Annotated in this window: 9 protein-coding genes; 8 read left to right on the top strand and 1 reads right to left on the bottom strand. The window is 39.9% G+C overall.

From position 1 onward, the window contains the following. Together BKM32_RS00895 and BKM32_RS00890 are read left to right on the top strand one after the other, a co-directional pair. Complete coding sequence (locus tag BKM32_RS00895) at positions 1 to 783, top strand: alpha/beta fold hydrolase (protein ID WP_076662156.1); 783 nt, start codon at positions 1 to 3, stop codon at positions 781 to 783. Then, positions 776 to 1,546, top strand: a complete 771-nt coding sequence (locus BKM32_RS00890) for a 3-hydroxybutyrate dehydrogenase (protein ID WP_076662155.1) — start codon at positions 776 to 778, stop codon at positions 1,544 to 1,546. Before BKM32_RS00895 ends, BKM32_RS00890 begins: the two co-directional genes overlap by 8 nt. 78 nt (positions 1,547 to 1,624) lie before the next feature. Here BKM32_RS00890 and BKM32_RS00885 read toward each other — a convergent pair whose 3' ends face one another. Next, positions 1,625 to 2,344 carry an NUDIX domain-containing protein gene (locus BKM32_RS00885; protein ID WP_076663005.1) on the bottom strand — a complete coding sequence of 240 codons (720 nt, stop codon included), beginning with the start codon at positions 2,342 to 2,344 and terminating at the stop codon, positions 1,625 to 1,627. 374 nt (positions 2,345 to 2,718) lie between these two features. On the opposite strand from BKM32_RS00885, the gene BKM32_RS00880 reads away from it, so the two are divergent. The 6 genes from BKM32_RS00880 to galB all read left to right on the top strand — a co-directional run bounded on the left by BKM32_RS00880 (position 2,719) and on the right by galB (position 14,832). Then, positions 2,719 to 4,215, top strand: coding sequence for an FGGY-family carbohydrate kinase (locus BKM32_RS00880; protein WP_076662154.1), 1,497 nt, complete (start codon positions 2,719 to 2,721; stop codon positions 4,213 to 4,215). Between the two features lie 2 nt (positions 4,216 to 4,217). Beyond that, positions 4,218 to 5,543 (top strand): xylose isomerase, encoded by a 1,326-nt coding sequence (xylA, locus tag BKM32_RS00875; protein ID WP_076662153.1) that lies wholly within the window; start codon positions 4,218 to 4,220, stop codon positions 5,541 to 5,543. Between the two features lie 40 nt (positions 5,544 to 5,583). Further along, positions 5,584 to 8,715 carry a TonB-dependent receptor gene (locus tag BKM32_RS00870; protein WP_076662152.1) on the top strand — a complete coding sequence of 1,044 codons (3,132 nt, stop codon included), beginning with the start codon at positions 5,584 to 5,586 and terminating at the stop codon, positions 8,713 to 8,715. Between the two features lie 10 nt (positions 8,716 to 8,725). Further along, positions 8,726 to 10,333 (top strand): RagB/SusD family nutrient uptake outer membrane protein, encoded by a 1,608-nt coding sequence (locus tag BKM32_RS00865; protein WP_076662151.1) that lies wholly within the window; start codon positions 8,726 to 8,728, stop codon positions 10,331 to 10,333. Positions 10,334 to 10,354: 21 nt separating this feature from the next. After that, positions 10,355 to 12,208: a hypothetical protein gene (locus BKM32_RS00860; protein WP_123812040.1), complete on the top strand. Its 1,854-nt coding sequence runs from the start codon at positions 10,355 to 10,357 to the stop codon at positions 12,206 to 12,208. A 149-nt stretch (positions 12,209 to 12,357) separates the two neighbouring features. Beyond that, on the top strand, positions 12,358 to 14,832 hold the full coding sequence (galB, locus tag BKM32_RS00855) for a beta-galactosidase GalB (protein ID WP_076662149.1): 2,475 nt from the start codon (positions 12,358 to 12,360) through the stop codon (positions 14,830 to 14,832). Positions 14,833 to 14,834: the final 2 nt, after the last annotated feature.

Here is a 14,834-nt window from a genome sequence, read left to right as displayed (position 1 = left end):
ATGCCTTTTTTGAGAGTAAATAATATCGACCTAAGCTATGAGGTGGCAGGAGAAGGAAATGCACTTTTGTTACTCCATGGATTAGGCTCAACAAAACAAGACTGGGATGCGCAAGTCCCAGTCTTTTCAAAGGAATTTAAAGTAATCACGGTTGACCTAAGAGGACATGGGGAAACTTCAAAACCAGAAGAGGGGTATGGGGTTGACTTTATGACCGAGGACATTAGGCAATTTCTGGAGCAGCTAAATATTGGGAAAGTCACTATTGTTGGATTTTCCATGGGTGGTGCGGTGGCTTTTCAGTTTGCGAGCCAATTTCCTGAAATGGTGGACAAATTGGTAATTGTAAATAGCGGTCCAGATTTTAATGCTATGGGTGATATAGGTGACCAGATGGTTGCTGAGCGAACCAAATCCTTAAATGAATTTGGGATTGGTCCTTTAGCGGAACAAATTGCTTTCAATATGTTTCCTGAAGAAGGTCAGGAAGACATGCGAGAGGCTTTTGAAAAGCGTTGCAAACAAAATGATTTGAATGCTTATTACCAATCTTTTGTGACCTTGATGAAATGGGGGCTGGGAGATAAAATCCAGAAAATCAAAGCTAAGACTTTAGTGATTGCTTCAGATATGGATTATACGCCTGTTGATTTTAAAAAAGCCTATGTCAATGAGCTTCCAAATGCAGAATTGGTTGTAATCAAAGATTCAAGACATGGGGTGGTTATGGATCAAGCAGGGGCTTTTAATTATGAACTTTATAAATTTTTGAAGCATGGATAAAGTAGCGTTGATAACTGGAAGTACCAGTGGTATTGGGCTTGGGATTGCGAGACAATTTGCGGCCAATGGCTATCACATAATGTTTCATGGCCTAGAAGTGAATGGAGCAGAGATTGCTAAAGGAATTTCTGAAGAATTTAATGTAAAGACGTCTTTTTCCAACGCAAATTTATTGGATGCGGAGGAGGTGAAACAACTGGTTCGGGATGCTGTGGCGTATTTCGGGACGATCCATGTGTTGGTGAACAATGCTGGAATTCAATTTGTGTCGCCAATAGAAGAATTTCCTGATCAAAAATATTTGAATATTATAGCTATTAATCTTAATGCTGCTTTTTTTGCCAGCAAGGAAGCTTGGGGGTATATGAAGAGGCAGAATTTTGGAAGAATCATTAATGTGTCTTCTGTGCATGGTCTCAGGGCGTCTGAATTTAAAGTGGCCTATGTGGCTTCGAAGCATGGCGTGATTGGGATGACCAAAGTGTTGGCATTGGAAGGTGCTGGATGTAATATTACGGTGAATGCCATTTGTCCTGGGTATGTCAAAACGCCTTTGGTTGAAGGGCAAATTCAGGATCAGGCAAAGGCTCATAATATGACACCAGATGAGGTGGTTGCTAAGGTGATGTTGAAAAAACAGGCGGTGAAAGAGTTTGTGCCTGTAGAGGCTATTGCCGATATGGCATTATTGTTGGCAAAAGAATCTTCAAAAACCATTACCGGCTCGTCCTTTACTTTGGATGGTGGCTGGACGGCACAGTAAATGAATAATTTTGTTTGAGTTGATTTTGTGAATTAGGGCCTGAACTGAAGTTCAGGCTCTTTTTTCTTTGTACAAAAATTAAAACTCAAAATTAAATCCTTTTTCTGTGAGCTTTTTATAGATGGCGTAGTCGAAACGATATAGTTTGGCTGCTCTATGGGAAACATCTTGTTGTTTTTCGTCCAAAGCTTGTAGGAGCTTCATGCGTAAAACTTTTCTTCGGAAATTGGACTTGTCCATTTCGATACCTAAGATCTGCTCGTATAGCTGCATAAGTTGCAGAAGGGTGAATTTTTCCGGTAAAAGATTGAAGCCTATGGGGGCTTGTTTTACTCTGTTTCGTAATTGTTTTAAACTGAAATTGATAATCTTGTTGTGGTCGTAAATAAGCTCAGGGATATCGGCTACTTCGTACCATTTGGCATCCGAGGCTGTAAATCCGGCGGTAATGTTATAGTCTTCAATCTTTATAAGGGCGTAATAGCCTATGGTGATAACGCGTCCCAAAGGGAAACGGTTAGGATCACCAAAAGCTTTTAACTGCTCTAGGTAGATGTTGTCAAGGCCGGTAAGTTCCCTTAGCAATCGGTGGGCGGCGTTGTCAATGCTTTCCTCTTCCTTAATCCAACCTCCCGGTAGGGCCCACTTTCCTTTACTGATACCCTCGGCGTGTTCAACCAATAAAACTTTAAGGCTTCCTTTGTCGAAACCAAAAATTACGCAATCGATTGTAATAGAATTCATTACAGAGCGTTCGATTACCTTTCCAGACTCTTCGTCAATAAATTTTTTAATCATTGGCATGATGCTGTAAATGTCGAAAACTAATTTTATGGCCAGGGGTAAATGTAAATGTCCTTTGGACCATAAAATGGCAAAATAAGATATTTCAGGATGAATCGGAAAAGAGCGTGTGCAAAAAAGATTGTTAAAACCCTTATCGATTTGAGTTCAAAGATATTACGAAATACTCATTTAATTAAATTTTTTTTAAGAAAATTGAAAAATAAACATTAATTTTTTGTTAAATCCAACAATCTTGCGTATACTTGTAGTCAAAATAACCATAAGAATTGTTTAAGACCATGGTTTTTAAAATGAGGAGGTTATGATGAGGTTTGGGCAAATACTAATAGTCTTTTAAACTATTTGAAACTAAAATATATCTATCCATGTACTTTTTAGGAATAGATTTAGGTAGTTCTTCAATTAAGATGTCCGTATTCGATGGGGATAACGGACGTGTGTTGAAGACAATTTCTGTACCTGATTTTGAAACAGAAATCAATGCGCCTCAATTGGGGTGGGCTGAACAAGATCCCAATCTTTGGTGGGAGTATATCAAAGGCGGAATTTCACAATTTAAAAACAAGTACTCTATAGATGTTAAGCGAATCGTTGCTATTGGTATAGCTTACCAAATGCACGGTTTGGTATTGGTGGATGAGGTTTTAAACCCAGTGCGTCCATCCATTATCTGGTGTGATGGAAGAGCAGCTGAAATTGGGAGGCAGTATTACGAATCCATCGGGACTGAGGCTTGCCAACAGCAAATATTAGGCTCACCTGGTAACTTTACGGCTTCTAAGCTAAAATGGGTGCAACAACACGAGCCAGAGGTGTTTGCCAAGGCGGCTTATATGATGCTTCCTGGGGACTTCATCGCGGCTAAATTTACGGGTGTGCCTCAAATCAGTACTTCTGGTTTGTCTGAAGGGGCTTTGTGGAATTTTAAGGAAAATAGATTGGCAACCGAGATTTTGGATGGCATAGGATTACCATTGGGTAAAATTCCGGAAATCGTGCCAACATTTGGTGAGCACGCCACTATTGATCCTGCTATTGCGGCCGATTTGGGATTGGATCCAAAAGTGAAAGTTACCTATCGTGCGGGAGATCAGCCAAACAATGCTATGTCTTTGAATGTCTTGAATCCAGGTGAAATTGCGACCACTGCGGGAACTTCGGCGGTGATTTATGCGGTTTCGGATCAAAACCATATGGACCAGCAAAACAGGGTGAATACCTTTTTGCATGTGAACAATACAGAGCTTCAAAAGCGCAACGGCGTGCTATTGTGTATTAATGGCTCTGGGATTTTGTATCAATGGTTAAGAAAAATGATGTCTCTAGGAAGTGATGAATTAGTTTCCTATGAACTTTTAAATAGTGCCGCAGCAAAAGCTGAAATAGGAAGTAAGGGCTTAAGGTTCTATCCTTTTGGGAATGGCGTAGAGCGCATTTTTGACAATAAGGAGGTCAACTCCGGAATTGAGAACTTAAACTTCAATATCCATAATTCCAATTATTTGGTAAGAGCGGCCTGTGAAGGCATTGTATTTGCTATGAATTATGGGTTTGATGTCATGAAATCTATTGGGGTTTCCGGGAACATAGTTAGGGCTTCCAAAGGGAATTTATTCTTGAGCCCGGTATTTAGAGAAATTTTTGTGAACACAACCAAAACTTCATTGGAGCTTTATAACAATTCGGGGTCTGAAGGTGCAGCTAGAGGTGCGGCCTATGGCTTTGGATTTTATAAAACTTTGGCGGAGGCTTTTGGTGATTTGGAATGTATTGAGCAGTTGGAACCTAACAAGGATTTGGCGGCACAGTACGAGGACATATATTTTAATTGGAAAGAACACATTAAACTTCAAGAAATTTAATTATGAGTACAAATAGCCAACAGGCTTACTTTAAAGGAATCGATACTATTAAGTATGAAGGAAGAGAGAGTGATAACCCACTAGCTTTTAAATGGTATGATGCCAACAGAATTGTAGCAGGGAAGCCGCTTAAGGACCATTTGCGTTTTGCAATGGCCTACTGGCATACACTGTGTGATAAAGGAGGAGATCCTTTTGGTAAGGAAACATCAGTTTTTGCTTGGGATAAAAGTGAAGATGCGGTGCAGAGAGCAAAAGATAAAATGGATGCCGGTTTTGAATTTATGTCAAAAATGGGAATTCCGTTTTACTGTTTTCATGACGTAGATTTAGTAGACGAGGCTCCAACCTTGGCTGAATTTGAAAATAGAGTTCAGCAAATGGTGGAATATGCGAAGCAAAAGCAAGCCGATTCAGGAATTGAATTGCTTTGGGGAACTTCCAACTTGTTTGGGAATCCAAGATACATGAACGGAGCTTCTACGAATCCTAATTTCGACGTTGTAGCCTATGCGGGAGCGCAGGTTAAAATAGCTATGGATGCTACCATTGCCTTAGGTGGACAAAACTACGTATTCTGGGGTGGCCGCGAGGGATATATGAGCTTGCTAAATACCGATATGAAACGTGAGCAGGAACATATGGCTCGTTTTTTAACCTTGTGTAGAGATTATGGACGTAGCCAAGGATTTAAAGGGAATTTCTTAATTGAGCCAAAACCAATGGAGCCATCAAAACACCAATACGATTTTGATGCAGCTACCTGTGTTGGGTTTATGAGACATTATGGTCTTGAAAAGGATTTCAAACTGAACTTGGAAGTGAACCACGCAACCTTGGCTGGGCACACATTTGAGCATGAATTACAAGTTGCGGTTGATGCTGGATTACTTGGAAGTATTGATGCTAACCGCGGAGATTATCAAAACGGTTGGGATACAGATCAATTCCCAATTGATGTTTATGAGATTACCCAAGCCATGCTTGTGATTCTTGAAGGAGGCGGTATCCAAGGTGGAGGTGTCAACTTCGACGCGAAAGTGAGAAGAAACTCAACAGACCTTGAAGATAGATTCATCGCCCACATTTCTGGTATGGATATTTTTGCTAGAGGGTTGATATGTGCAGATCATATTTTACAGAATACCAACTATAAAAAGTTAAGAACAGAACGTTACCAATCATTTGACTCCGGTAATGGCGCTAAGTTTGAAAAGGGAGAATTGACCTTGGAAGAGCTAAGCAAAATTGGAAGAGCAAATGGGGAACCACAGCAAATAAGCGGCAAGCAAGAATTGTTTGAACAAATCATTGCGAACGCTTACTAATTAACATTTAAATTAATCAATTAAACTAACGTTTTTCATTATGAGAAGTAAATTTTATGACTCTTCTGGAGTGTTGGCCATTTTGGTGGCAATTTTACTTTGTGCATTCAGTACACAATCCATGTTTGCGCAAAGTGAAATCACTGTGTCCGGAGTAGTAAAAGATGTTGCAGATGGAATGCCTATTCCCGGAGCATCGATTATTGTAAAGGGCAACGAAACAAAAGGAACCTCCACAGATTTCGACGGAAACTACTCGCTAACGGTATCGCCAAATGCGGTGTTGGTAGTGAGTTATGTTGGATACAAAACCCAGGAGGTAAGTGTTCAAAACAGAACCACAATTAACATTCAATTGGAGACTAATGTTGAAGAATTGAGTGAAGTGGTGGTAGTTGGGTACGGTGTTCAAAAGAAAGAGTTGACCACTGGAGCCAATCTGCAGGTTGATGGAGAGGCCCTTCAAAAGCAAAGTACTACCAATGCTCTTCAAGCTATGCAAGGGCAAGCGGCAGGGGTACAAATTACCTCTACTTCGGGGCAACCTGGAGAATCTATGAATGTAGTAATTCGTGGTTTGGGATCTGCAGGAAGCAATTCGCCATTGTACATTGTAGATGGTGTGCAAACCGGAGATATTTCGTATCTTAACAATGCCGATATTGAAAGCATCTCTATCTTAAAAGATGCTGCTTCTGCGGCTATCTATGGGTCTCAGGCAGCTAACGGGGTAGTATTGGTTACTACCAAAAAAGGTAAGGCAGGAAAAGCACAAATCACCTTCGACCAATTTTATGGGGTACAAACGTTGGCTAAAAAGATAGACATGCTAAATGCTACGGAGTATATGACCATGATAAATGAAGCTAGAATCAATTCTGGAATGGCTAGACAGTTTTCTGATGATGATATTGCCAATGCTGGTAATGGTACAGATTGGATGGACGAAATGTTCGAAACTGCTCCTACTGAAAACTATACTTTAGGAATCACTGGGGGATCTGAAACATCGACCTATTCATCTTCATTGTCTTATTTGAACCAAGCAGGTATTGTAGGTGGTTCAGATTATTCATATTACGAGCGTTACAACTTCAGATTTAACTCTGAGCATAAATTGTATGGGGACAGAATCAAGTTTGGTGAAAACTTCAGTTTCGCTTGGATCAACAATAATGGTATCGGGGTTGGAAATCAATACAACAACTCTTTAAGAGGTGCTTTCCAAACTAACCCATTGTTCCCAATGTATGATGCCAATGGAGAATTCTTCAATTCAACAGGATATAGCGAACCTTGGTTACAAGGGGTATCTAACCCATATGCGCAAATGGTGTATTCCAACCAAAACGAAAATGATACCCAAAAGTTAGTAGGTAACGTTTATTTTGATTTCGAATTGGCTAAAAATTTAAATTTTAGAACCAATTTGGGGATAGATTACTATGCTAGTCAAGGGCACAGTTTTTCGCCAATTTATGAATTGTCTATTTACGCCTTCAGTAATTTAAGAAGTGTGAATCAAAATATGAGCAAAGGAAAAAGCTTGATATGGACTAATTTATTGAGCTATGATTTTGATTTGGGAGAAAATCACCATTTCGAAACTATGTTGGGTACAGAGGCTTTCAAATATGATGGTCACTTTATGTCTGGATCGAACATAGACTTGATCTATGACGATTTAACGCATGCTTGGTTAAGCAATGCTACTAATGCCGATGGTACACAAATTTCTCTTTCTGGAGGTCCAGAAAATATTTCAAAGAGAATGTCTTATTTTGGAAGATTGAACTACAACTATAAAGGGAAGTATTTGTTGAATGCTACTTTTAGAGCCGATGGATCTTCACAATTTGCTAGAGGTAACCGTTGGGGGTACTTCCCATCTGTATCTGCAGGTTGGGTTATCAGTAAAGAAGATTTTATGGGAGATGGCGATTCTTTCATGAATTACTTGAAACTTAGAGGTAGCTGGGGTCAAGTTGGTAACCAAAATGTTGGGAACTTCCAATTCTTAGGTTTGGTAAGAACAAGCAACACCAACTATATTTTTGGAGGAGATGAAGGCGTGTTGACTCCTGGGGCCTATCCTTACAGATTAGGAAATGAGAACTTACAGTGGGAAGCAGCAGAGGAGTTGGATTTTGGATTTGATGCCAGATTCTTGGATTCTAAGTTAACCCTTGCTTTCGACTGGTACCGTAAAACTCAAAAAGATTGGTTGGTATTGGCGCCAATTCCAGCAACCACAGGAGCAGATGCACCTTATATCAACGGAGGTAGTGTAGTTAATACTGGGGTTGAATTTGTGTTGGGATATAACAACCACGTGAACGAGGACTTTAGTTATAATTTCAGTTTCAACGGTGCTTACAACAAAAATGAAGTTGGTGAAATCCCAACAGAAGATGGGATTATTCACGGTGCTAGTGGTCAATTATGGGATAACTCTCAAGAGTTTTATAGAGCTGAAGAAGGACATCCTCTTGGATACTTCTGGGGATATGAAACGGCTGGCGTATTCCAAACTGAAGCAGACATTAACAACTACGTAAATGCTAATGGAGACTTATTGCAACCAAGTGCACAACCTGGAGATCTAATTTATAAAGATACAAACGGTGATGGTGTGATTGATGGGGATGATAGAACCGAAATAGGAGATCCAAATCCAGATTTCACTTATGGATTCTCTTTAGGATTTAACTATAAAGCGTTTGATTTTTCTTTACAGGCTAATGGTGTAGCAGGTAACCAAATTGTACAGTCCTACAGAAACATTTCTGCAAACCAAAACTGGACTGGACAAATTTTAGATCGTTGGCATGGACCAGGGTCTTCAAATACGCTTCCAAGAGTAACTGTGGACAACAAAAATTACAGTACGTTTTCTGATATTTTTGTTCACGATGGAGATTTCTTAAGAATCAGTACGGGTACTTTAGGGTATGACATTGCAAGAGGTTCTAAAAACAAAAATTTCTTTGCTGAGCAATTCCGTTTGTACTTCTCTGTATTGAACCTTTATACGTTTACAGATTATGACGGTATGGATCCAGAAGTAGGATTTGGTATTTCCGATGATAATTACAGTTTCTCATCTGGAGTGGACGTAGGGTATTACCCAAGACCTAGAACCTATATGTTGGGGTTAAACGTTAAATTTTAAAAATTGAACCATGAAAAAAATAAATAAATATATAGTGGCATTGGGAATGCTGGCCATGGTGGGTTGTGCTGATGACTTTTTGGACACGGCTCCCATAACAGATACCACAGACGAAAGTTTTTACCAAATTCCGGAACACGCCTATTCAGCTTTGGTTGGGTGTTATGATGGCTTGCAGGTAGTTACTGGAGCCTCGGGAAGAACCTTCTATACCGCTTCGGAAGTAATGTCAGACGATTGTTTCAGTGGTTTGGGATATTCAGATAACCCAGATTACCAAGCAATCGATGAATTTGATATGAGCGTAGCCCCTGCATTCCAGGACTTGTACAACGACACTTGGGTTAAGTATTACCAAGCACTATATCGTTGTAATGTGTTGTTGCAAAGAATCGATCAAATAGATTGGACTGGCAACGAAGATTTAAGAAACCGTTATGTTGGAGAGGCCCGTTTCATCAGAGCCTATCTATATTTTGATATGGTACGCCTTTGGGGGAACGTTCCATTGTTAACAGAGCCTTCAACCGAAAATATTCCTCAAGCAGATCCAGCAGATGTATATACTGTGATTGCAGAAGATTTATTGTATGCTGCTGAAAATATTCCAAATGAAGCCTACACCGAAGTGGCCAATGGACGTGCAACACGTTGGGCTGCTAAGGCTATGTTAGGACGTGTATACCTATATTATACAGGATACTATGGGACTTCAGATTTGGTTGGTTTGGTATCGCAAGCCGATGCTTTGGCACATATGGAAGATGTGATTGCTTCCAGTGGTCATGCTTTGGTATCAGATTTTGCGAATTTATGGCCAGCGGCTAGTACTAATGAAGATGGCACTACGTATGCAGGTGAAGCCAATGAAGAAATTGTGTTTTCTGTAAAGTATACCTATACTAGTGACTATAACGGAAATACGGACGGTAACCATTGGATGGTATTATTTGGTATGCGTGAGTTCATGAGTTTCCCTTATGGAAATGGTTGGGGAATCACAGCTACTGAAAAATTATATGACTTGTATAGCGATGGTGATAGCAGACGTTTTGCAACTGTGATAGCAGTAGATGAAGAAGGTATTCCTTTTGATAATTTTGAAGGTCAAAGAGAATATACTGGTTACTACAACAAGAAGTATACACCTATGTCTGCCTATGATGAAGCTGGTAATCTAGTTAGCACTACACAAATTTTAGCTACAGGAGATTTCCAAATTGAACAATACCAGGATTACTTTGCTATTAGATATTCAGATGTGTTATTAATGGCTGCTGAACTTGGTAGTGGAAGTGCGCAAAGTTACTTCGACCAAGTAAGACAACGTGCTTACGGAAATAATTTTACACCATTGGCCTTTAATGCTGAAAACCTTTTAAAGGAAAGACACAAGGAGTTTGCTTTGGAAGGTATTAGATATTGGGATTTAATGCGTCAAGGTGTAGGAACTGCTGCTGCTGAACTTGAAGAAAGTACTACAGTGCTAACAGGTAACATTGAGGAAACTAAAAGTATTTCTGGAGCTAATTTCCAAACTACTCAAGGGTTGTCTCAAATTCCAAATACGCAAATTACATTATCGGGTGGTGTTCTTCAACAGAACGCTGGTTGGTAGTTAACTAATTAATAGAAAATTATGAAAAGTACTATTAAAATCTTTATGTTAATTGGGATCTTAATGACCTTCTTTACTTGTAGTGAAGACTATGATTTAGGAAGAAAATTGGATCCTTCAGAACTTGACTTCTCGGTAATTCAAGATTATTCTATCGACCCAGGAGGAAATACGGTTATTTTAATTAATAACACTCCTGAAACGGTGCCTGTTTGGGATTACGAGACAGGGCAATCCAACAGAGCTATAGATACAGTGCATTATGCCTTTGCAGGGGAGTACACCATTAATTTTTCTGCAGTGACTGCAGGTGGTCTGGTGGATGCTGAACCAATAACTATCACAGTGTCTGAGGATAACTTCAACTACATAAACCACCCTATTTGGAATATGTTGTCTGGTGGACAAGGAAATTCTAAAAAATGGTATTTAGACTTGAATGCCGATGGTGTATCCAAGTATTTTACAGGGCCTATGTATTTCTACGGAACCGATAATGGTTGGTTAGAAGGTGGTGATGAAGGTTGTTATGGAGACGATTGTTGGTCATGGGCTCCAGATTGGGCAAGTAACACTTGGATTATGGATGCTGCCGATTATGGATATATGGAGTTTAATCTTCAAGGAGGGCCATATGTAACCGTTGATCACTTGACCTTACCTGATTTGGGAGTTCAAAACGGGACTTACAATCTAGACTTAAATAACTATAAGTTGTTAATGTCTAATGCTCAAATGATCCACAATGTTGGGTATGATACGTGTTCTTCAAACTGGGGTAACCTTACCATTTTCTCAATTACTGATGACGCTATGCAGTTAGGTGTAATTCGTGAGGCTATCGGATCGTGTTCATCAGAAGGACCAGCCATGATTGTATATAACTTCATTTCTCAAGAGTATAGTGATAACTGGGTACCAGAAGAAACTGGACCAGAAGAGCCAACCTTGCCAGGTGGATGGGAAGATATTATTTCTGAAATTACTACTACGGCTATCGAGTGGAAACTGTCTGAAAGCAATCCACTAGATTGGGCTACCTTAAGTGGCACAATGATGAACGGATGGCAATCGCCAGAAGATTATCCTGATTGGTTAGGAACACCAGATCCAGCAGTGTATGGAGATTTCTCTATGACTATGGATTCTGCAGATAATTCTGTAGTGTTTGTGTCTCCTGATGGAACAACCACCGAAGGAACCTATTCAATTAATAGTTCAGGGATTTACTCATTCTCAGTACCGGTACCAACATTTACATTGATCAACTGGGCAAGTTTTGGTCCAGATGCCAATAATGAACTACGTATTTTGCGTATAGATACTGACGAGAATGGAAATGTGTCTGATATGTGGCTAGGAGCTGTTGATGATGTGAACAACCCTTCACAATATACGGCGTTCCATTTAGAACCAAATGCAGGTGGTTCTAGCGGTGGTGGAGAGGAAGAAGGTACTGAGGTAGCTTATGATACTTCCAAATTGGTTTATGGAGATATAGAAACCAATGGAAACTTACGTTTAGAAATCCACAATATTTATGGTGATACTAACCTTGATCCGGGATTGAATGCAGATGATATGTTCTTTAATAATTCTGTAGAAGTAACCTTTACTTTAAGTGGTATCACATTAAATGAAGGTGCTGTTGGTTCATATGATGCATCTATTTATTACGCAGATCCAGATTGGTCACCAAATGGTAGTGGTAACGCTGTGACTGTTAATGGAGATGGAACGTATACCGTTTCTTATGTACCAGGTGCAGCTGTTGAAGGCTGTATTGTGTTTGTAGTTGATATTGCAGGATTAGCAACTGATGTTGCAGATCTTGAAGCGGTAAGTGCAACTATAGACAGTATTGTAATTTACTAATCTATCACCATCGGTTTTAGCCGATAAAAACTGAAATATCATGACAATTGCAATTGTCATATTGAATTAAAATTATGGTAAGAAGCAGTGTGTTTTACTGCTTCTTACCTATTTATAAATAGTAACACAAACAAAATCCAATTAGAGCAATGTTCAATTTTTTTTCGCTTAAATCGATAAGTGTATTTTTAACAATTTTGGTTGTCTGCGCTTCTTGTCAATCGCCAAAAGTTTCTGGTGAAACCTCCGCAAGAGAAGTGAATTTTAGCAATAATTGGCAATTTTATTTAGCCGCTCAAGCTTCCGATTCTATTTCGGAACACACCAATTGGCGTACTCTTAATGTACCGCACGATTGGAGCATTGAAGGCGAGTTCAAAAAAGACCATCCTGCCGATTTAGGAGGCGGGTATTTACCAGGAGGTTTAGGTTGGTACAAGAAAACATTTACAGTTGAAGATGCCAACAAAATAACGATTATCCATTTCGACGGTGTGTATATGGACAGCGACGTATGGATTAATGGTCATCATGTAGGAAATCGTCCCAACGGGTATATTGGGTTCGAGTACGACCTTACACCTTACTTAAAATACAATGGTCGGGAGAACGAAATTTTAGTGAAAGTTGATAATTCCAAACAACCTAACTCGCGTTGGTATTCCGGATCTGGAATCTACCGAAATGTTTGGTTGAAGACTATTGACAAATTGCATGTAGATACTTGGGGAACCTTTATCACGACTCCTAACGTGTCAACAGAGCGGGCTGAAATCGTTTTGGAAATCAATCTTAAAAATGAGGATGCCGAAGCACAAGACGCCACAGTTATCACAAGCATTTATAAAGGCAATATACAAGTGGGGACTGCTACTGTTTTAGCCAGTATCAATGCAAATGACAGTAAAACGATTACTCAAAATATCACGGTAGAACAACCACAATTATGGTCTGTGGAACATCCTGAAATGTACACAGCTAAAACCGAAGTTCAGGTTGCAGGGCAAACCGTAGATGAGTATACAACACCTTTTGGTATCCGAACTTTTGAGTTTGATTTAGACAAAGGATTTTTGCTGAATGGCGAACAAGTAAAAATTAAAGGGGTTTGCAACCACCACGATTTAGGACCTTTGGGTTCTGCGGTAAATACACGCGCTTTAGAGCGCCAATTGCAGATCATGAAAGACATGGGGGTGAACGGCATTAGAACTGCCCATAACCCTCCAACACCAGAACTGTTAGAACTTTGTGATACCATGGGCTTCATTGTGATGGACGAAATGTTCGACATGTGGAACAACACAAAATCGCCTCACGATTATGCCAATTACTGGAAAGAATGGCATCAAAAGGATTTGGAAGACTTTATTATTCGTGACCGTAACCACCCGAGTATTTTTATGTGGAGTGTAGGGAACGAAATTCAGGAGCAGTGGAATGAGCAAGGTGTTATAACGGCTAAGGAATTAAAAGCCATCGTTAGAAAATTGGATACTACAAGACCCATTACCGTGGCGATGAATCCACCTGTAAACATGCCAAATGCCGATGTAACGACACAATTTGATGTAGAAAAAGCGAGTTTAAATCCTGTAGCGGCTTCAGGTGTATTGGACTTGATAGGTTACAACTACGCACATAATACATTTCCTTTTCACCAACAGAATTTTCCGGAGACACCGTTCATTGCAACGGAGACAACTTCGGGATTACAAACCAGAGGGTATTACGATAAAAAATCGGATACTTTAAAGCGTTGGCCGGTGCGTTGGGATTTGCCTTTCGATGGAGGAAATCCTGGAAACACCGTGTCTGCTTATGACCAGGTAAGCACCCCTTGGGGCTCTACCCATGAGGAGACTTGGAAGATCATTAAAAAATACGATTTCCTTTCTGGAATGTACATCTGGACAGGTTTCGATTATATAGGTGAGCCAACACCGTATGTGTGGCCGTCCAGAAGTTCTTACTTCGGAATTGTGGATTTGGCTGGTTTTCCAAAAGATGTGTATTACATGTACCAAAGTGAATGGACCGATAAGGATGTGCTTCACATTTTCCCTCATTGGAATTGGACTGAAGGGGAAACCGTAGATGTTTGGGCTTATTACAACAATGCCGATGAAGTGGAATTATTCGTCAACGGAACATCACAGGGCATTAAGAAAAAGGAGGGAGACGATTTGCACGTGATGTGGCGAATTCCTTTTGAAGTAGGAACAGTGAAAGCTGTTTCCAGAAAAGATGGTCAGGTAGTTTTGGAAAAAGAATTAAAAACAGCAGAGGAAGCAGCAACGGTTAAATTGACTGCCGATAGACAAACCATTTCCGCAGATGGCAAAGACCTGTCATTTATCACTGTTGATGTGGTAGATGCCGATGGGAATTTTGTGGCAACAGCGCAAAATCAATTGAATTTTTCAATAGAAGGAAACGGGGAAATCTTTGCAGTAGGCAATGGAGACCCAACCAATCATGAATCGTTCAAAGGGAAGACTCACAAAGCTCTAAACGGAAAATGTTTGGTAGTAGTAAGATCTACAGATAAGGCCGGAATTGCCACACTGAAAGTGACTTCGGATGGCTTGCAAGAAGCGACAATTACGGTGACAACCAAGTAGAA

It is taken from the genome of Mangrovimonas sp. DI 80 (genome assembly GCF_001975575.1).
Taxonomy (GTDB): domain Bacteria; phylum Bacteroidota; class Bacteroidia; order Flavobacteriales; family Flavobacteriaceae; genus Mangrovimonas_A; species Mangrovimonas_A xylaniphaga.
The sequence above is the reverse complement of the archived record's forward strand: the minus strand, read 5'-3'. Positions and strand labels throughout refer to the sequence as shown.